This window comes from Vibrio algarum (assembly GCF_028204155.1).
In the GTDB taxonomy this organism is placed as follows: domain Bacteria; phylum Pseudomonadota; class Gammaproteobacteria; order Enterobacterales; family Vibrionaceae; genus Vibrio; species Vibrio algarum.
This window is the reverse complement of sequence record NZ_JAQLOI010000001.1, coordinates 132,391-151,497: the sequence shown is the minus strand read 5'-3', so window position 1 is coordinate 151,497 and position 19,107 is coordinate 132,391. Positions and strand designations below refer to the sequence as shown.

Below are 19,107 nucleotides of genomic sequence, written 5' to 3'. Positions count from 1 at the left end.
CTAGTCACAAACTGGAGTCTAGGAGCCATAACTGCGAGGAGTACTGCAGATGCTGGTTGTTCGACCAATAGAAAAGACAGATTATGAAGCGCTGCATGTTTGCGCTGTAGAGTCTGGACATGGATTTACCTCCCTTCCTGTTAATGAAGAATTACTGACCAACCGAATAAATAACTCGGTAGATAGTTTTAGTAAACCTAACGTAACCAGACCTGGAGATGAAGGGTACCTAATGGTTGGTTACGATTCAGAGACGGGTGAAATCGGTGGTACAACTGGCATAGAAGCGTCTATAGGGTGGGATGTTCCTTTTTATACTTACCATATTAGTAAAATAGTACATACGTCCCCCAAATTAGGCGTAAATAACGTCGTTAAACTTCTGACATTTGGTAACAATTACACTGGATGCTCTGAAGTCTGCACGCTTTTTCTCCGACCAAGTTTTAGAGGTGGCTTAAATGGCCGTCTGATGTCGAAGTGTCGCTTTTTGATGATGGCAGAACACCCAGAACGTTTTTCTGAAACTGTATTTGCTGAAATGCGCGGTGTATCCGATGCTGACGGTAACTCCCCATTCTGGCAATGGTTGCAGGAACACTTTTCTCAATTGACTTTACGTTAGCCGATTATCTTACTGGTATCGGTAAAAAAGGTTTTATTGCGGATCTCATGCCTAAGCTTCCTATTTATATCAACTTGTTAAGTAAAGAGGCTCAAGCGGTTATTGGAAAGGTTCATGACAATACTGTACCAGCTCTTAAGTTATTGAAAAAAGAAGGCTTTGTTTGTCGGGATTATGTCGATATTTTTGATGCTGGTCCGACGGTTGAATGTGATTTACAGAACATTGTGTCCGTTCGAGATTCATTTAAAGCTAAGGTTGAAGTGAGAGAGCATAGTAGTTCACAAGACTATTTGATGATTAATACTTCTTTTGAAAATTTTCGAGGCACCGCTGCAAAAGGGGCTTTTGACCATGAGTCAGAAACGGTACTTATATCTCCAGAAGTAGCGAGTGCATTGGAAGTAAAAGATGGTGATTACGTTCGAATGCTCACTCAATAGTGACTGTTGATTGGTACAAGAGAAACCGCAGAGATTAAGGATAAATGATGGGACAGTGGATAGCAGGTCAATGGGTTGCAGGTCAAGGTGACGGATTTGATTCAGTCTCGCCGTATAACGGCGAGGTTATTTGGCAGGGTGATAGTGCAACAGTCTCTCAAGTAGAGCAGGCTGTAAAAGCGGCACGTGTTGCATTTATTGACTGGAAAAAACTGAGCTTTTCAGAACGTGAAACTTATGTGCTCGCGTTTGCGGAAGAGGTTAAAGCAAATAGCGAAGAGATAGCTCAAATTATTGCTAAAGAGACAGGCAAGCCAATTTGGGAAACTCGAACAGAAGCGGGTGCGGTAGCCGGAAAAATCGCTATTTCTATTCGTGCTTATCATGACCGTACTGGCGAAACTCATCGCGAAGTAGGGGACAATCAGATTGTTCTCCGTCACAAACCTCTAGGCGTTATGGCAATCTTTGGTCCGTACAATTTCCCTGCTCATTTACCTAACGGACATATGGTACCAGCACTTTTAGCGGGTAATACGATTGTGTATAAGCCATCTGAGCAAACACCAGCCACTGCGGAACTTATTATTAAGCTGTGGCAAAAAGTGGGCTTACCTGCTGGTGTTATTAACCTTGTACAAGGTGCGAAAGAAACAGGTGTTGCACTTGCGGATTCAAAGGGCATTGATGGTCTATTATTTACGGGGAGCGCGAATACAGGGCACATTCTCCATCGACAGTTTGCTGGTCAACCGGACAAAATGCTTGCTTTAGAGATGGGCGGGAATAACCCTATGGTGATTTCTGAAAATTACGGAGATCTCGATTCAACGGTTTACACCATTGTACAGTCTGCATTTATCAGTGCAGGTCAACGCTGTACTTGTGCTCGCCGTTTATATGTTCCTGTTGGTGAAAAAGGGGATGCGCTTATTCATAAGCTCACCGAAGCAACGAATAATATACTTGTCGATGAGCCTTTCGCTGATCCTCAGCCATTTATGGGCCCGCAAATCTCTATTCAGGCAGCTGAGTTCATTTTAAATGCACAAGCAAATCTATTAGAGCTAGGCGCGACTTCTATTGTTGAAGCAAAGCATACCAAAGCGGCATTTGTTACACCGGGCTTAATAGACGTTACGAAAATAGATGCTCTACCAGATGAAGAGTATTTCGGCCCACTTCTACAAGTAGTCCGTTATGAAGGATTAGAGAAAGCGGTTGAGCTAGCTAATGACACACGTTTTGGATTGTCAGCAGGGTTAGTTTCTACGGATGACAAAGAGTGGGAATATTTTGTCGATCATATTCGAGCTGGGATCGTAAATCGTAATCGCCAGTTAACCGGCGCAAGTGGTGATGCACCATTTGGTGGGCCGGGTGCTTCGGGTAACTTACGCCCTAGTGCTTTTTACGCAGCGGATTACTGTGCTTATCCTATGGCCTCTATGGAAGGAAGCGAAACATTGCTGCCTGCAACCTTGAGTCCTGGCGTTAAACTTTGATGAATTTTGAGCGCTTCGCTATTTGAAAGAAATTGAATCTTGAGCGCTTCGCTTCTCGAATCTTGAAAAAACATTTGCATTGGTGTTTTTAAAAGCTATTTTTTACTCAAGACTCAAGACTCAAGACTCAAGACTCAAGACTCAAGACTCAAGACTCAAGACTCAAGACTCAAGACTCAAGACTCAAGACTCAAGACTCAAGACTCAAGACTCAAGACTCAAGACTCAAGACTCAAGACTCAAGACTCAAGACTCAAGACTCAAGACTCAAGACTCAAGACTCAAGACTCAAGACTCAAGACTCAAGACTCAAGACTCAAGACTCAAGACTCAAGACTCAAGACTCAAGACTCAAAATTCATAACTCAAGGAGGCATCATGTCACCGAGTATTTTATTTCAATCACTATGGAATGATTATATTGAGCGGCTCTGTCCTAATGCAGATAAAGTACATGATCTGCTAGAAGAAGATGAGTCACTTATTAATGACCATATTGCTCTGCGTACCTTTTCTCTGGCTCCTTTAGGAATAGAGACGTTGGCGAAACCATTTTTGGACCTTGGCTATAAAGAATGCGGTGATTACATCTTTGAAAGTAAACACCTGACGGCAAAGCATTATGAGCATCCTGATACGACTCAGCCGAAAGTATTTATTAGCCAGTTAGAGGTAGGGTTGTGCTCAACACAATTACAATCCATTGTTGAAAAACTGGTTGCTCAGGTTGATTCTAAAGAACTAGGCAGTAGTGATTTTCTCCATAATGGCCGTATGTGGGACATTAGCCATGAAGAATATTTGCTGCTCTCCGAAGAGAGCGAATATGCGGCTTGGCTAGCGGCTCATGGTTATGGTGCGAATCATTTTACCGTGAGCGTGAACCAGCTTAGTGCCTTCTCCAGTGTAAAAGCAGTGAATGACCATTTAAGAGTCGCAGGTTTTGATATTAATGAATCGGGTGGGGAAGTAAAAGGTTCTGCAGAAGTGTTGTTAGAGCAGTCTTCTACCATGGCAGATAAAGTCCCGGTATCGTTTTCAGGTGGAAGTCAGGTTATTCCCGGTGGATTCTATGAATTCGCTTTAAGGTACCCTATGAGCAACGGTGAGTTGTATCAAGGTTTCGTTGCGGCTTCTGCCGATAAGATCTTTGAAAGTACAGATACGTAAGATGAGCGATTGATTACCTTTTATGCCGCTATGCATACTCAGGTACCTCACTCCGTCTTGTCTACGTTTCGCACTCTAATCTCCGACATCCCCACGAAAGTGGGGATCTAAACTACCAAATGCAAACGTACATCGATTGGTGTCACTCCAACCCTAAATCTAAGGGTGTTTTACTCGGTTTACCGCCTATTTCCCTTGTAAGCTTAGGTACGATGTACCCTGAAACACGAGCGATCACTTCTATCATTATCTGCTTTGCATCATGGTCGCTAACATAGAAGTGGGCAGCACCTTGAACCTTGTCTAACACATGTAAATAATAGGGTTGTATACCCACATCAAATAACCGTTCATTCAGGTCTACTTGAGCATCAGCATTATCGTTCACTCCTTTTAGTAGAACACCTTGGTTGAGAAGGTGAACACCAGATAGTTTTAGTTTGTGAACAGCGGAAGCAAGATGCTCATCTATTTCATTGGCATGATTAATATGAGAAACAAAGACAACCTGTAATCTTGTACTGCGTAAAAGGTCGCAGAGTTTATCCGTTATTCTAGACGGTATGACAACAGGCAATCGTGAGTGAATTCTCAAGCGCTTTATATGGTTTATCTGGCTAAGTTCCTCAATGAGCCATTCTAATTCATGATCTTTTGCCATTAATGGGTCACCCCCCGACAATATCACTTCGTTAAGCTCTGTGTGCTCTGCTATATAATTAAGGCTTTGTTGCCAGACGGTTTTACTGCCTTTGTTATCACTGTATGGAAAGTGTCGTCTAAAGCAGTACCGACAGTTAACAGCACAACCCCCTTTTAATATAAGTAGAGCTCTGTTGCGATACTTATGTAAAAGCCCGGGTCTTTCGTTCTCTTGCTCCTCTAATGGATCTGAAGAGTAGCCTTCATGGATCTCTAATTCTTCACTAACAGGCAGCACTTGGCGAAGAAGCGGGTCATGGATGTTTCCCTTTTCCATTTTATCGATAAAGCTTTGGGGTACTTTTTGTGAGAACTTTGTTCTCGCGGTGAAATTTATTTGACCGTTTTTATCTTTAGGCCATTGAGACAGAGGAATACCGAGCTTTTTTAATAGTATTTGAGGATCTGAGATCGCATTCGTTAGTTCATTCAGCCAGTTTTGCTCAACAGCGACGGTTTTTCGGGGTATGATATGCGACATTAAAGTTTAACTCGAAGAAAATTTAAGAGGACAAAATGGCTACAGTTAGCACTAATGAATTTAAAGGCGGTCTTAAGCTAATGCTTGATAACGAGCCTAGCGTAATCCTTGAAAACGAATACGTAAAACCAGGTAAAGGACAAGCATTTAACCGTGTTAAAATTCGTAAACTCCTTTCTGGTAAGGTGCTAGAAAAAACATTTAAGTCTGGTGAAAGCTTTGAACAAGCAGACGTGATGGATATCGATCTAGATTACCTATACTCAGATGGTGAATTCTACCACTTTATGAACTCAGAAACATTCGAACAAATTGCAGCGGATGTAAAAGCAGTAGGTGATAGCGCTAAGTGGTTGGTAGAAAATAACACTTGTATGATCACTTTGTGGAATGGTAACCCTATAACGGTAACGCCACCTAACTTTGTAGAGCTTGAAGTAACTGAAACTGACCCAGGTCTTAAGGGTGATACGCAGGGTACGGGTGGTAAGCCTGCTACATTGGTAACTGGTGCAGTCGTTCGTGTTCCATTGTTTATCCAAATTGGTGAAGTCATTAAGGTCGATACTCGCTCTGGCGAATATGTAGGTCGAGTGAAGTAGGTTCTATTTTAGAAAAATAAAAAGGGATTGATGTTTTAGCATCAATCCCTTTTTTTATCTTATGGAGACTTAAATCATAAAGATAAAAATCACACTCAGCGCTGAAATTAAAGCGGCGATAAAGTAGCAAACAATTTTACCAACCACACCGGTGTGTAGTTTTAAGTCGTGCATACCATGGTGTACACGGTGCATCGCATGCCACATTGGTAGTGCTAATGTACCAATGATAAATAGCGCGCCAATAAAGCTAGTTGCAAAGTCTGCAACACGCTCGTAGCTCATCGCTTCTGCATCAATGATCCCTAGCGGTGCAAGAATACCCATTACCAATACAGTAATCGGGGTAATCATTGCAAACCAAGTACCACCAGCACCAAATAAGCCCCACCATACGGGCTCGTCTGAACGTTTTGGATGTTTATTAACCACAATGAGCCCCTTATACAATGATGAGTACGATTAATGAGATAGCAGCAACTGCAGCCCACTGACCAAGTACAATAATCTTCGTGTCTACGAGTTTGCCTTTCAAACGGATCGGCATAACTTGTGGGAACATAGTGAAGAATGTCTGTGCGTGGAACAGGCTTCCTGCTAATGAAACGATATTAATCGCTACGACAACAGGGTTTGCCATAAAGGATAGCCAAGCTTCCCATGATTCAGGACCCTTAACTAGGCTGCCTAAACCAAAGGTTAGACATAATGTAAAAAATATAATCGGTAATACTGTCGCTTCACGGATCATATACATGCGGTAGAAGTTACTCTTCTGCCACCATGTTGCTTTCATTTCGCGAACGTAAGGTTTACGGTTGCTCATCCTTAGCCCTCCTGAGGTTTTAGCATAGCGATCACAAAGTCTTTAGAGGACTCTACTTTCCCTTGGTTTACCGCAGCGGCTGGGTCGACGCTCTTAGGACAAACTTCAGAGCAGAAGCCTACAAACGTACAGCCCCATACACCATTTTCACCATTGAGTAGCTCCATACGCTCGGCTTTACCATTGTCACGGCTATCTAAGTTATAGCGGTGGGCAAGGGTAATCGCTGCAGGACCAAGGAACTCAGGGTTCAGACCAAACTGAGGACATGCTGCATAGCAAAGACCACAGTTGATACAAGCCGCAAATTGCTTATATTTCGCCATCTGCTCAGGTGTTTGATTGTTAGGACCATCTTCAGGTGTGCGGTCATTGCCTAAAATATAAGGCTTAAGTGCTTCTAGACGTTCGATAAACGGCGTCATATCAACAATTAAGTCTTTTTCGATAGGGAAATTCGCTAATGGTTCGATTAAAAGACCATCAGGGTAATCACGTAAAAATGTCTTACAGGCTAGCTTAGGATAGTTATTCACCATCATTCCACATGAACCACAGATAGCCATACGACAAGACCACCGATAAGAGAGGTCTTTATCTAGGTTATCTTTGATGTAGCCCAGTGCGTCAAGTACCGACATTGTGTCATCGAATGGTACTTCGAAAGTTTGTGTATACGGTTCTGCGTCTTTTTCTGGGTCATAACGCAGAATATCGACTTTTTGAATTCTAGTGCCCGTCATTACTTCTGCTCCTCTTCGGCTTTAGCTGCAGCGGCTTCTTTTGCAGCAGCTTCTTCTGCTGCGGCACCATACAGGCGAGCCTTAGGTTGAGATTTAGTGATGGTGACATCGCTATATTCAATCGTTGGTGCGCTATCTTCGTTATATAGAGCCAGTGAGTGTTTCAAGTAGTTAATATCATCACGCTCGGTACAACCTTCATCTAAGCGTTGATGTGCGCCACGAGATTCACGACGAAGGATCGCGGAGTGAGCCATCGCTTCGGCTACTTCAAGGCCGTATCCAATTTCAATTGCATAAAGTAGGTCAGTGTTAAACACTTTTCCTTTATCTTTAATGCTGATTTTCTTATAACGCTCTTTAAGCTCTGTGAGTTTATTGATGGTTTCTTCGATGAGGTCTTCACGGCGATAAATACCACAACCGGCTTCCATTGAATGCCCCATTTCAGTACGAATGGTAGACCAACTTTCGTCGCCTTCTTGATTCATCAGTACTTGAATTCGGTCTTCTACCGCTTTCACTTGCTTGTCGATAGACTCTTCGTTCCAACCAGTAAATTCTTCAGCGCGTTTGACGGCACTTTCACCGGCAACACGGCCAAATACCACGAACTCAGCCAATGAGTTTGACCCTAAACGGTTTGCACCGTGCAAGCCAGAAGATGCACACTCACCAACAGCGAATAGACCTTTGATCTTCGTTTCACAACTCGGGTCGGTTTCAATACCACCCATCGTGTAGTGTACCGTTGGACGAATTGGAATAGGCTCTTTGGCTGGGTCAACATTCACATAGGCTTTAGATAGCTCACAAATAAATGGAAGACGTTCCTGAAGATACTCTTCTCCTAAATGTCTTAGGTCTAGGTGAACGACATCGCCAAGTGGATGCTCAATGGTGTTGCCTTTTTGCTGCTCATGCCAGAATGCCTGAGATACTTTGTCGCGAGGGCCGAGTTCCATGTATTTGTTTTTTGGCTCTCCAACCGGTGTTTCCGGTCCCATTCCGTAATCTTGTAGGTAGCGGTAGCCATTTTTATTGACAATAATGCCGCCTTCACCACGACAACCTTCAGTCATCAAAATGCCCGTACCTGGAAGACCTGTTGGGTGATACTGAACAAATTCCATATCACGCAGAGGTACACCGTGACGATAAGCAAGGGCCATACCGTCACCAGTAACGATACCGCCGTTGGTGTTGGTGTTATAAACACGTCCTGCACCACCAGTAGCGAGTACCACGGATTTTGCTTTGATAGTAACAAGCTCGCCTTCGGACATGTGGATCGCGACTAAGCCTTGAATTTCATCGTTTTCTACCAGCAAGTCCACCACGAAATATTCGTCAAAACGTTTGATCTGACTGTATTTGATCGAGGTTTGGAATAGTGTATGAAGCATATGGAAGCCAGTTTTATCTGCAGCAAACCATGTGCGTTCTACTTTCATTCCACCAAAGCGACGGACGTTCACTTCACCGTTTTCTTTACGGCTCCATGGACAACCCCATTGCTCCATCTGGATCATTTCTCGTGTTGCGTTTTCAACAAAATATTCGACCACATTTTGTTCACAAAGCCAGTCACCACCACCAACGGTATCGTTAAAGTGGTTATCGAGTGAATCTTCATCTTTGATGACGGCAGCAGAGCCACCTTCAGCCGCGACGGTATGTGAACGCATTGGGTAGACTTTAGAAATCAGAGCTACTTCTAACTCAGGATTTGCTTCAGCCGCTGCGATTGCAGTACGAAGACCAGCGCCACCGGCGCCGATCACTGCGATATCTGTGGTTATTATTTGCACAGTTATCCTCCAGTGTGTGTTTTTTACAAAGTAATAAGAGATGAACATTAGTTCATCTCTATATTCGATGCGTATTTAGTTATAAATTATTTTCTGACCTGAAACTAGTGTACGGTACCAATGTCAGGAATAAATTGATATTGACGGTTTTTTACCTTAGAAATAAGGTTGTATACTTGTCATTTATTGAATGTGTGATGTCCATCACTGAGTTGTTTTTAATGGTTTTAATTTTCAATACATACCAATGGGTTACATAGGCTTATATATATGAATAATGATAGTTGGCAACCGAGTGCAAGTATCGAATCGCTCAAATTACGAGCGACATTGATTGGAGGCATTAGACGTTTTTTTGTCGATAGAGACGTACTCGAGGTGGATACACCAGCAATCAGCCATGCAACCGTAACAGATATTCACTTACATACCTTTAAGACCGATTTTATCGGCCCCGGTTATGCAGATGGGCAACCGCTGTTTCTGATGACAAGCCCTGAATTTCATATGAAGAGATTGCTGGCAGCTGGTAGTGGCTCTATTTATCAGATTGGTAAGTCTTTTCGCAATGAAGAAAATGGTCGCTATCACAATCCCGAATTCACAATGTTGGAATGGTATCGAGTCGGTTTCGATCATCATGATTTAATGGACGAAATGGACGAGCTATTGCAACTAACGCTTAATGTTGGGACATCGGTTCGGCTTACTTATCAACAGGCATTTTTGAGTTCATTAGAAGTCTGCCCGTTACAGGCTTCTATGAAAGAGTTGAAAGAGGTAGCCTCTTCATTAGGGTTAAGTGATATCGCTGATCCTGAACATGACCGAGATACTTTGCTTCAACTGCTTTTTAGCATTGGTGTGGAACCCAAAATCGGCTTAACAAGTCCAGCTTTTGTCTATGACTTTCCTGCCTCTCAAGCGGCTTTAGCTAAAATTAATACCAACGATCCTAGAGTAGCGGACCGTTTTGAGGTTTATTTTAAAGGTATTGAGTTAGCCAATGGATTTCATGAATTGGATGATCCTCAAGAACAACTTTCTAGATTCGTAGAGGATAATCAAAAACGTCGAGATATGGGATTGGAAATGCAACCTATTGATTATCATTTAATTGATGCGCTAAAAGCTGGCTTACCTGCCTGTGCCGGTGTCGCGCTAGGTATTGACAGGTTAGTGATGCTGGCTCAGGAAAAGCAACATATTGATGAAGTGACAGCATTTTCTTTTCCTCGAGCCTAGTCTTCTGACGGCTAACTTACCAGTATTCCAGTACCTACCACTGCCATAAAAGCACCAATCCAAGCGAATCGATTTGGTCTCTGTTTTAGGTAGAACCATAAAATAGGCAAAACCATGATAGGGGTTGTTGATGAGAGTAACGCCACCATACCTACGTTTCCGTCTCTTAAAGCGTAGAGGATTAATGTCATTCCAACGGCCATGGCTAAGAAGCCGTTGATAAAGGTTATACCAAATACTCTTAACGTAAGAGGATTGCTTGGCTTTGTTATTTTTGAACCTGTTGCTCTAAATAAAGAATGAGCAAGAAATGCCGCGATCATCCGGATTGCAGATGCTGCAATAGGGTCTATATGGGTTTGCATTATCGGCTTGGCGATAATCCCCCCAAGGGCCTGACACAGAGCCGCTAAAAGTCCGAGAGAAAGACCAATCCATACATTGCCTTTGATTGCTTCCCAGTCATGTACTCCTTGTTTTTTCTTACCAAAAAAATTGCAGTAAGGACGCCGGAAAAAACCAGGCTGGCACCAATGAACTCGACAGCGCTCATTGTCTCACTGAAAAGAAAGTACCCCAATATGGCAGAAAAGACAGCATGACACGCAAACAGTAGCCCAGCTTGTCTTGGTCCCATTCTATTCATGCAGGCAAACAGTGCGGTATCTCCAATAAAAATACCGATTAAACCTGATAAAGCCATTGGGCCTATATGTACTGAAGTTACGCTTGCCCATCCACCAGTAAACAGTGCCATTGTGGTCAAAATAACGGCTGTGCATCCCATTCGCCATCTGCTGTAAGAGAATGCGCCCAAATGGCGTGCGGGTACGACCGAGATAACGCTGGATATTGCCCACAAAAACGCGGCGGCGAGGGCTAGCCACTCATATGACATAGTGATTTCTAAATGTAGAATTGAATTGAGTTAACTATGCCGTAAAAAATGAGCAACAACTAGATCGAATAGGATAATAATTAAAAAAAGCCAGTAGATAAGACTACTGGCTTAGGGATGGAAATTAATGAAGATTCAGGGTGTTATCAAGTAATAATAAGCGTGGCGGCATAGACAATAAGTAGCCCTACGACCCCCATAATAATCCCTGTCTTTGCCATATCCTTGCTTTCTATGAGCCCCGTAGAATAAGCGAGGGAGTTAGGTGGAGTAGATACAGGCAAAATCATACCCAACGATGCGGAGAATGCGACGACAACCAATAGTCCCTGCATCCCGCCGATAGTAGATAAACTCTCCATTGAAGCGCCAATAGCAGCCGCAATAGGCATTAGTAAGTTTGCTGTTGCAGTATTAGACATAAAGTTAGCCATGAGCCAACAGACGAGAGATAGTGTGATAACAACCGCTACTGGAGATAAGGCGCTATAGTCAATTGCGTGCGCTAGAGCTACCGCCAAACCCGTTTTATCTAAGCCTATACCAATAGCGATACCACCGGCTACGAGCCACAATACGTCCCAGTTAATTTGCTTAAGCTCCTCTTTTCCCATGATGCCCGTTAGGGTAAACACTGCAAGAGGAATAATTGAAACTACATAGGTATTCATGCCATGAACCTTGGTCGTCATCCAAAGCAATATCGTAGTCGCAAAGGTGACGTAAACGACAATAGCGCGCCAACTTTTCTTAAATGTACCGTCTAATTTGAGAGTCATTGTTTTCTGCGATGACGGAAATAGTTTTTGTAATAAGAACCAAGCTAGCGTTAATTGAATAATAACAAACGGTAGGCCCATCATCATCCAAGATAAAAAGTCGATGCTGTTTTCTCCGGTGAGATATTGCAGAGCGATGGCGTTAGGAGGGGTACCAATAGGCGTCGCAATACCACCGGTATTCGCGGCAATAGGAATACATAAAACTAACGCTTTGATGCCAAGATCACCTTTAGGTGCTGACGCGACTATTGGACCAAGTAACGCAAGCATCATTACCGTGGTGGCTGTATTTGACATGAACATTGAAAACACAGCGGTAATAAGCATTAAACCAAGCATGATAAAGCGAGGTTCTGTTCCAAATGGCTTTAATAGAACACGTGCTAGGTTATTATCAAGTTCGTATTTGGACGCTGCTATTGCTAATGCAAAGCCCCCCATAAATAAGATGATAATCGGCGATGAAAAAGCACTAAATATATCCGTGTATTTCATTAGTTCACCTAGTTCATGACCTTCTGGAGGAGTTCGGAACAGGTGTAACCCTTTGTTGGATATCATAATCAATTCTAAGGCAATGATTAAGATAGAAGTGGCGAAGACAGGAACGGGCTCAAGTACCCACAACAACGCGGCGAGAAGAAAGATGGCAAGTAGCCTATGTTGTATTAAGGTTAGATTATCTATCGGAATCAGGTCTATCGGTAGCATGAGCACAAATGAAGGAATGGCAAAGCAAATGAGCAGCTTTATCAATATCCCGTAATCAAATTTTTTCTTCATCTCACGTATAACCCCATAAGTGTTACCTTGCTGCTAAGTTTGATTTTTCATTTTTCTATTTTGCACATAGCTTAAGGCAGAAAGTTTAAAAGTGTCTGCAAGCTAGCATAAAGTAAGCGGTTTTTGGTTACTAAGATCAGTATGGGGTTTTGAAGATGAAGTGGGGATTTTCTGTTCTGGATTTGTCTTTGGTCAAATAATGAGAAAAAATATTAGTCCGATGGACAAAGAAGCGGTTTGAAAATGAAATAACAATTGCTGCCGGAGATCACCTTACTCAGTGTCCCCGACAAATAATAATGTTGCCGTTAATTGATTGTTGCGTATGCAGTACCAAGTTTAGTTGGCTCACCGTTCGTCATACTGTCATCAAATTCGATAGCATCTTTAGCAAATAAGTTAATGACTGTTGAGCCGAGTTTAAACCGACCCATTTCCTCACCTTTTTTCAATACAACCGCAGTACTGCCTTTAGCAGGATAATTCCAGTTATAAACGGTATTCCCACGGGGGGTGACGGTACCTGTCCAGATAAGTTCTATACTACCCACAATGGTCGCACCCACTAAAATTTGTGCCATTGGACCAAACTCGGTGTCAAAAATACAGACAACTCGTTCATTGCGAGCAAATAAATTGGGGATATTTTCAGCTGTTAATGGGTTCACTGAATATAAGTCACCAGGGACATAGATCATCTTGCGTAGCACGCCATCACATGGCATATGGACACGGTGATAATCACTTGGTGAAAGATAGAGAGTCGCAAAGCGCCCATCTTTGAATTCTTCATATAATGAGGCATCGCCCCCAAGCAGCTCTTGTGCAGAATAATTATGGGCTTTTGCCTGAATTAACTGACCATCTTCTATCGGGCCGAATTGACTGACACAAGCGTCTGCAGGGTGAGTAATAACCTTGTCATCTTCTACGAGTGGACGTGCATCAGCTTTAAGTTCACGTACAAAGAAGTCGTTGAATGTTTTAAAGTAAGCAGGATCGGAGTGCAGTGCTTCACTCATATTTATCTTATATTGTTTAATAAACAGTTTGATAATGGCGGTCGTAAAGCCACCTAACTTAGCTGATGCCAATTTACCTACGACACGTGTTATGGCGTGCTTAGGTGCCCACAGTTGAAACCAAATTTTAATTTTATCTGATAAAGTCATGTCTTTTTAGAACTCATTATTTGGGCTAGAACCCATCTTTTGTCAAATCACTACATACCGCTTTAACGGTAAATTCTACTTAATCCGTTAAAGGTTGTCAGTTTTTATAAATCTGCTTTTTTGCTTCGAGAATATTGTCGGTTGGCTTTATTCTCTCCCATGCTTTCAAGGATGCGATGGTAACTGTTGAAGCGTTCTCGGCTTATTTCACCGGTTTCTACAGCCTCTCTGAGTATGCAACCTGGATCATCAAGATGTTTGCAATCTCTAAACTTACAACCTCCTAGATGAGGCCTAAATTCAACAAAAGCTTCAGTGACTTCATCTGATTCTAAATGCCACAAGCCGAACTCTCTAATTCCTGGAGAGTCGATCAGGTCGCCTCCGGTTGTTATATGGTACAGACGAGCTGCCGTGGTAGTATGTTGTCCCAAACCAGAGTTAGAAGATACTGCGCCTTCTTCTATGCCGACGTCGGGCATCAGAGCATTGACTAAGCTAGATTTACCAACGCCAGACTGGCCAACAAATACGTTAATACGATTTGTTAATTCTGCCTCAAAAGCATCAATGCCATAGCCGGATTCTTTGCTGACGAATAGGACTTTATAGCCAATTTTCTCATAGGTTTGTAACTGAGATTTATACTCTTCTATCTGTTTTTCATTTAGAAGATCAATTTTGTTCAGTACAATGAGAGGCGATATCTTTAATGTTTCAGACGCGATTAAGTATCGATCAATAATATTAAGAGACAATTCAGGCAAAACAGAGGAGACGATAACCATTTGGTCGACGTTGGCAGCTACTGGTTTTAAGCCATCATAGTAATCCGGCCGAGTTAAAACAGACGTTCGAGGTTCTACGGCTTCTACTACACCAGAAATCCCCGCCATAGATTCAAGACCAGCACGCCAAATCACTTTGTCGCCAGACACCAAGCTTTCAATGCCCCTACGTAGATTACATCGATGGATCTCTTTGGTTTCTATGTCTTCAATATCAGCGTGTTGACCAAAACGAGTTATGACGAGACCTACTTTCGTTGTTCCAAGCATTTCTTCGTCCCATTGGACGGAATCTTCTTTTTTAGCCTTTTGCTTTGGTTGGAACGAACACGTCGAACCTGACCTTTGGTTAGCTTTTTCTTCTTTGCCACGTTTACCTTTAGCTCATTCTAGGCTTTATCACTATCATTCGGACGAGTATGATACCTCTTTTACAAGCAAAATAGGCAATTCATCTATGTCATTCAGCGATCAAAACTTAATTTGGGTCGATCTTGAAATGACGGGTTTAGACCCGGAACAACACAAGATCATTGAAATAGCGACAATTGTTACAGATAGCGAGTTGAACATTCTTGCTCAAGGCCCTGTACTTGCGATTCATCAATCAGACCAAGAACTAGAAAAAATGGATGATTGGTGTACCAATACCCACACTAATAGCGGCTTGGTTGCTCGTGTTACCGCTAGCGAGATAGATGAAGATGAAGCAATAAAGCAAACTATCGAGTTTTTAGAGAAATGGGTGCCTAAAGGGAAATCACCTATTTGTGGAAATAGCATAGGTCAGGATAGGCGTTTTCTATATAAGCATATGCCAGTGTTGGAAGAATATTTTCATTATCGTTATATTGATGTGAGCACTTTGAAAGAGCTTACTCGCCGTTGGAAGCCAGAAGTTTTGGATGGTTTTGAGAAAACCGGTAGTCATTTAGCCTTGGACGATATTAAAGAGTCGATAGCAGAGTTAAAATATTACAGAAGTACAATTTTCTCTATTTAATGAAAAATCATTGCTTATTTACACCCTTTCGTTCATTCGAAAGTGGTGTAAAAATTATGATTTTTCAGTTGCAATTTATTAATTTCTAAATCGTTAGTAACAAAAACCGATGCTTTTTCTGTTTTATTGATTCATTTTTCACCAAACAGCAAGAAAATGAATTTTTTTGTAATAAGGACTTGCATCACAAAAAAATGCTCTTATAATTCGCACCCCTGAACGACGAAAGACGTACAGAATGCGACACTAGCTCAGTTGGTAGAGCGCAACCTTGCCAAGGTTGAGGTCATCGGTTCGAACCCGATGTGTCGCTCCAGATTCAATCATCATTTATTGATGGTAAATAGTTCTCACGGTACTTAACGGTGATGCTTTTTTATAAGTGAATTACTTTATAAGTAAATTGTTTTATAAGTAAAAGTATACGGACGCGGGGTGGAGCAGCTTGGTAGCTCGTCGGGCTCATAACCCGAAGGTCGTCGGTTCAAATCCGGCCCCCGCAACCAATTTTAATTAAATTGATTGCTTATCAGTTTAATGATGCGACACTAGCTCAGTTGGTAGAGCGCAACCTTGCCAAGGTTGAGGTCATCGGTTCGAACCCGATGTGTCGCTCCAGATTCAATCATCACTTGTTGATGATAAGTAGTTCTCACGGTACTTAACGGTGATGCTTTTTTATAAATAAACTCTTTATAAGCAAAAGTATACGGACGCGGGGTGGAGCAGCTTGGTAGCTCGTCGGGCTCATAACCCGAAGGTCGTCGGTTCAAATCCGGCCCCCGCAACCAATTTTAATTAGATTGATTGCTTATCAGTTTAATGACGCGACACTAGCTCAGTTGGTAGAGCGCAACCTTGCCAAGGTTGAGGTCATCGGTTCGAACCCGATGTGTCGCTCCAAATTCAATCATCACTTGTTGATGATAAATAGTTCTCACGGTACTCAACGGTGATGCTTTTTTATAAGTAAGCTCTTTATAAGTAAAAAGTATACGGACGCGGGGTGGAGCAGCTTGGTAGCTCGTCGGGCTCATAACCCGAAGGTCGTCGGTTCAAATCCGGCCCCCGCAACCAATTTTCAAATCGATAGTTTGAGAGACTTCACGTCATATTCCTCTACTCATCGATGGTTATGTCACCAGATAAACATCTGGTTATTCTAGCCACTTTCAATTGCTCTTTTCTTTAATGCTGTGAAGCATTACTCCCCAAAAAAATATTGTATTAGTTTATACATTGCTATTTTTTCCACTGCTAAAACTTAAGCAGAGTGGACGTTCCGTATCATTTTGGAAAAGTAATCAACAGAGTTATCCACTTATTCTTATCTGTGGATAACCTAGTGAATAAAAGTATTCTGCGCTATAAAAAAGCCAATAAACCGCAAGATCCTCTGCAAAGTAAAATAAATAACACAAGCGAGGGTAAATGATTAACTCGTTGTTTGTTAAGCTTTTATTTGTGCTCCTTGCTACTTTTACTTTTAAAAAAAGATCGTTAACTTATTGTTTATTGATCCTCGTCATTTATCTGATTTGTGTTTAACTTTCTCAATCGAAATGTTTTGGTGGGAGTGAAACACTTTTTTCCACATTTTTAATTTTACGAACGATATTAAATAAGATCTCAGGTAAGTATTTTAAGTTAGGCGTCCCTTGGTAGTCCTTTTTGTACAATTCTTATCAGACGCTTTGTTTTATTAGTTGGCGTTGATAGCTGTTCGTTTGTTGTACTGTGGCCTGGCACGTGTTTCATTTGTTCTTCCATTGCCCAATGTAAATGCACATCTAACATCGGTGTTAGCCCTATCTTTTCCTCTAGTGCTAAGAGAATATCTTGAGAAAATGGAGCGTTACCAAGAGCAATAGAAATATTACGTAGCCATTGAATATACCCAATGCGGCGTATAGCAGAACCTTCCATATATTTAAGAAATTCTTTCTCGCTCCATGAAAACAGAGTTAATAAATCAGGTGATTCTAGATAAGCTCTACGATGAAAGTCTTTTTGCTTGGTTAAATCAGAAAATCGATTCCATGGGCAAACAAGCTGACAATCATCGCACCCATAAATACGATTACCCATTGCTTTTCGATATTCCATTGGAATAACACCATCATATTCAATGGTAAGGTAGGAGATGCATTTTCTTGAATCGACCACCCCATCGGCAACAATGGCTTGAGTTGGGCAAGAAGAGATGCATGCGGTGCATTTACCACATTCATTTTCGATGACATCGTCGACTGGCAGAGGTAGGTCGACAAGAAGTTCACCTAAGAAAAACCACGAACCTGCCGATTTGTTAATAATAAGAGAATGCTTTCCAGTCCAGCCGATACCGGCTTTCTCTGCTAAAGGTCGTTCTAATATTGGTGCAGAATCGACAAAAGGGCGATAACCCATCGTTCCTACTTCAGATTCGATCAACTTGCCTAACTGATTAAGCTTATTCCTTACCAACTTATGATAATCGCGGCCCAAGGAATAGCGACTTATGTAGGCTTGGTTAGGGTTATTGAGATTACTAGCAAACTTAGCTTCTGGAGGCAGGTAGTCCATTCGTACACTGATTACACGTGTCGTCCCGGGAAGAAGTTCGTCTGGACGAGAACGCATTGTGCCATGGCGTGACATCCATTCCATCTCTCCATGATATCCAGCTTTCAACCAATTAAGCATTGCTTGCTCATGTTGAGATAAGTCAATATCGCAGATACCTATTTGTTGGAAGCCAAGCTCTTTGCCCCACTGTTTGATTTGTTTTGCTAAAGCTAGGTAGTTCATAGGAGTGTTTAGATAGATGAAGGATTAGCAATTTTACCTGAATTAACATGATAGAGCTATTCAACTGAGGTAAGGTAAGACAAAGGAAAAGTAGTGAACTTTTCAATTCTTTTCCTTTCAGGTCTTGTCTCTCAGATCAAACACGGTTTACTATTCTGAACCTTATGATTTTTATATAGTTGAAAAGCGCTTTCTGATTAGGTAAAAAATCGAGCCTGTTTAGATGCAGCCTATAATCATCTCTATCGACTTAAAGTTTAATATGAATACAAAACAATTTAATTTAGTAGACGAACAAGCTACCATCGAAATGGGTCGTAAGCTTGCACAATTATGTTCAAAACAAACCACTATCTATCTGCATGGTGATTTAGGAGCAGGTAAAACAACCTTTAGTCGTGGATTTGTTCGAGCTCTTGGTCATAAAGGTAATGTGAAAAGCCCTACGTACACATTGGTAGAGCCTTATCAGTTAGAAGCTTGGCAGGTTTATCACTTTGACCTCTATCGTTTGTCTGACCCAGAAGAGTTAGAGTTTATGGGAATTAGAGACTATTTTACACCTGACGCAATCTGTTTGGTTGAATGGCCTGAAAAAGGGGTAGGTTTACTGCCTCAAGCAGATTTAGATATCGAATTGCGTTATCTAGGAGAGCAGAGAACAGCCCTTTTAGAAGCAAATAGTGACTATGGAAAATTATTGCTGAATCGTTTGGAGTTGTCTTGATTTGTAAGCAA

At 41.9% G+C, this 19,107-nt stretch carries 14 protein-coding genes, 6 tRNA genes and 3 pseudogenes; 13 read left to right on the top strand and 10 right to left on the bottom strand.

All coding sequences use genetic code 11. The features are described from left to right. The first annotated feature begins 49 nt into the window (after positions 1-49). The 3 genes and pseudogenes from astA (at position 50) to PGX00_RS00790 (ending at position 3,743) form a co-directional block, all read left to right on the top strand. Positions 50-1,068: pseudogene (astA, locus tag PGX00_RS00800) on the top strand (arginine N-succinyltransferase). Positions 1,069-1,115: 47 nt separating this feature from the next. Continuing rightward, positions 1,116-2,573, top strand: coding sequence for a succinylglutamate-semialdehyde dehydrogenase (gene astD / locus PGX00_RS00795; RefSeq protein ID WP_272132045.1), 1,458 nt, complete (start codon positions 1,116-1,118; stop codon positions 2,571-2,573). Between the two features lie 378 nt (positions 2,574-2,951). Next, complete coding sequence (locus tag PGX00_RS00790; protein ID WP_272132044.1) at positions 2,952-3,743, top strand: DUF1338 domain-containing protein; 792 nt, start codon at positions 2,952-2,954, stop codon at positions 3,741-3,743. Between the two features lie 142 nt (positions 3,744-3,885). Here PGX00_RS00790 and epmB read toward each other — a convergent pair whose 3' ends face one another. Beyond that, on the bottom strand, positions 3,886-4,926 hold the full coding sequence (epmB, locus tag PGX00_RS00785; RefSeq protein ID WP_272132041.1) for an EF-P beta-lysylation protein EpmB: 1,041 nt from the start codon (positions 4,924-4,926) through the stop codon (positions 3,886-3,888). A 35-nt stretch (positions 4,927-4,961) separates the two neighbouring features. On the opposite strand from epmB, the gene efp reads away from it, so the two are divergent. Then, positions 4,962-5,528 carry an elongation factor P gene (gene efp / locus PGX00_RS00780; RefSeq protein ID WP_272132040.1) on the top strand — a complete coding sequence of 189 codons (567 nt, stop codon included), beginning with the start codon at positions 4,962-4,964 and terminating at the stop codon, positions 5,526-5,528. Between the two features lie 69 nt (positions 5,529-5,597). On the opposite strand, the gene frdD is transcribed toward efp, so the two are convergent. From frdD to frdA, 4 genes are read right to left on the bottom strand one after another with little or no spacing between them, the layout of a single operon-like run. After that, complete coding sequence (frdD, locus tag PGX00_RS00775) at positions 5,598-5,960, bottom strand: fumarate reductase subunit FrdD (protein ID WP_322107855.1); 363 nt, start codon at positions 5,958-5,960, stop codon at positions 5,598-5,600. A 10-nt stretch (positions 5,961-5,970) separates the two neighbouring features. Then, positions 5,971-6,354 (bottom strand): fumarate reductase subunit FrdC, encoded by a 384-nt coding sequence (gene frdC, locus PGX00_RS00770; protein ID WP_272132038.1) that lies wholly within the window; start codon positions 6,352-6,354, stop codon positions 5,971-5,973. Between the two features lie 2 nt (positions 6,355-6,356). Further along, a complete protein-coding gene (locus PGX00_RS00765; RefSeq protein WP_272132036.1) occupies positions 6,357-7,097 on the bottom strand; it encodes a succinate dehydrogenase/fumarate reductase iron-sulfur subunit in 741 nt (246 codons plus the stop codon). Then, the gene (frdA, locus tag PGX00_RS00760; RefSeq protein WP_272132035.1) at positions 7,097-8,908 is read right to left on the bottom strand and encodes a fumarate reductase (quinol) flavoprotein subunit; all 1,812 of its coding nucleotides are present in this window, start codon (positions 8,906-8,908) and stop codon (positions 7,097-7,099) included. Before frdA ends, PGX00_RS00765 begins: the two co-directional genes overlap by 1 nt. A gap of 270 nt (positions 8,909-9,178) precedes the next feature. Between frdA and epmA the strand changes: the two genes are divergently transcribed. Then, positions 9,179-10,153, top strand: coding sequence for an elongation factor P--(R)-beta-lysine ligase (gene epmA / locus PGX00_RS00755; RefSeq protein WP_272132034.1), 975 nt, complete (start codon positions 9,179-9,181; stop codon positions 10,151-10,153). A gap of 11 nt (positions 10,154-10,164) precedes the next feature. Here epmA and PGX00_RS00750 read toward each other — a convergent pair. From PGX00_RS00750 to rsgA, 4 genes and pseudogenes are all read right to left on the bottom strand, one after another. After that, positions 10,165-11,051 (bottom strand): annotated as a pseudogene (locus PGX00_RS00750) (DMT family transporter). Between the two features lie 146 nt (positions 11,052-11,197). Beyond that, positions 11,198-12,616, bottom strand: coding sequence for an SLC13 family permease (locus PGX00_RS00745; protein WP_272132032.1), 1,419 nt, complete (start codon positions 12,614-12,616; stop codon positions 11,198-11,200). A 308-nt stretch (positions 12,617-12,924) separates the two neighbouring features. Beyond that, positions 12,925-13,788, bottom strand: coding sequence for an archaetidylserine decarboxylase (asd, locus tag PGX00_RS00740; protein WP_272132031.1), 864 nt, complete (start codon positions 13,786-13,788; stop codon positions 12,925-12,927). A gap of 104 nt (positions 13,789-13,892) precedes the next feature. After that, positions 13,893-14,947: pseudogene (rsgA, locus tag PGX00_RS00735) on the bottom strand (small ribosomal subunit biogenesis GTPase RsgA). A gap of 86 nt (positions 14,948-15,033) precedes the next feature. Here rsgA and orn point away from each other — a divergent pair. The 7 genes from orn (at position 15,034) to PGX00_RS00700 (ending at position 16,656) form a co-directional block, all read left to right on the top strand. Next, positions 15,034-15,579, top strand: a complete 546-nt coding sequence (orn, locus tag PGX00_RS00730) for an oligoribonuclease (RefSeq protein WP_272132029.1) — start codon at positions 15,034-15,036, stop codon at positions 15,577-15,579. Between the two features lie 240 nt (positions 15,580-15,819). Continuing rightward, positions 15,820-15,895: transfer RNA gene (locus PGX00_RS00725), tRNA-Gly, on the top strand. A 113-nt stretch (positions 15,896-16,008) separates the two neighbouring features. Next, a tRNA-Met gene (locus PGX00_RS00720) sits at positions 16,009-16,085 on the top strand. 36 nt (positions 16,086-16,121) lie between these two features. Beyond that, positions 16,122-16,197: transfer RNA gene (locus PGX00_RS00715), tRNA-Gly, on the top strand. A 96-nt stretch (positions 16,198-16,293) separates the two neighbouring features. After that, positions 16,294-16,370, top strand: a tRNA-Met gene (locus PGX00_RS00710). 36 nt (positions 16,371-16,406) lie between these two features. Further along, positions 16,407-16,482, top strand: a tRNA-Gly gene (locus tag PGX00_RS00705). A 97-nt stretch (positions 16,483-16,579) separates the two neighbouring features. After that, positions 16,580-16,656 (top strand) — tRNA-Met (locus PGX00_RS00700). Positions 16,657-17,226: 570 nt separating this feature from the next. Here PGX00_RS00700 and queG read toward each other — a convergent pair. After that, positions 17,227-18,369 (bottom strand): tRNA epoxyqueuosine(34) reductase QueG, encoded by a 1,143-nt coding sequence (queG, locus tag PGX00_RS00695; protein ID WP_272132028.1) that lies wholly within the window; start codon positions 18,367-18,369, stop codon positions 17,227-17,229. A gap of 262 nt (positions 18,370-18,631) precedes the next feature. On the opposite strand from queG, the gene tsaE reads away from it, so the two are divergent. Continuing rightward, positions 18,632-19,096: a tRNA (adenosine(37)-N6)-threonylcarbamoyltransferase complex ATPase subunit type 1 TsaE gene (gene tsaE, locus PGX00_RS00690; RefSeq protein WP_272132026.1), complete on the top strand. Its 465-nt coding sequence runs from the start codon at positions 18,632-18,634 to the stop codon at positions 19,094-19,096. The last annotated feature ends 11 nt before the right edge of the window (positions 19,097-19,107 follow it).

Coding starts and splice junctions, on each gene's coding strand:
- PGX00_RS00765 (WP_272132036.1), bottom strand. CDS start 7,097: ATGACGGGCACTAGAATTCAAAAAGTCGATATTCTGCGTTATGACCCA.
- orn (WP_272132029.1), top strand. CDS start 15,034: ATGTCATTCAGCGATCAAAACTTAATTTGGGTCGATCTTGAAATGACG.
- tsaE (WP_272132026.1), top strand. CDS start 18,632: ATGAATACAAAACAATTTAATTTAGTAGACGAACAAGCTACCATCGAA.
- PGX00_RS00745 (WP_272132032.1), bottom strand. CDS start 12,616: ATGAAGAAAAAATTTGATTACGGGATATTGATAAAGCTGCTCATTTGC.
- astD (WP_272132045.1), top strand. CDS start 1,116: ATGGGACAGTGGATAGCAGGTCAATGGGTTGCAGGTCAAGGTGACGGA.
- epmB (WP_272132041.1), bottom strand. CDS start 4,926: ATGTCGCATATCATACCCCGAAAAACCGTCGCTGTTGAGCAAAACTGG.
- epmA (WP_272132034.1), top strand. CDS start 9,179: ATGAATAATGATAGTTGGCAACCGAGTGCAAGTATCGAATCGCTCAAA.
- queG (WP_272132028.1), bottom strand. CDS start 18,369: ATGAACTACCTAGCTTTAGCAAAACAAATCAAACAGTGGGGCAAAGAG.
- efp (WP_272132040.1), top strand. CDS start 4,962: ATGGCTACAGTTAGCACTAATGAATTTAAAGGCGGTCTTAAGCTAATG.
- asd (WP_272132031.1), bottom strand. CDS start 13,788: ATGACTTTATCAGATAAAATTAAAATTTGGTTTCAACTGTGGGCACCT.
- PGX00_RS00790 (WP_272132044.1), top strand. CDS start 2,952: ATGTCACCGAGTATTTTATTTCAATCACTATGGAATGATTATATTGAG.
- frdC (WP_272132038.1), bottom strand. CDS start 6,354: ATGAGCAACCGTAAACCTTACGTTCGCGAAATGAAAGCAACATGGTGG.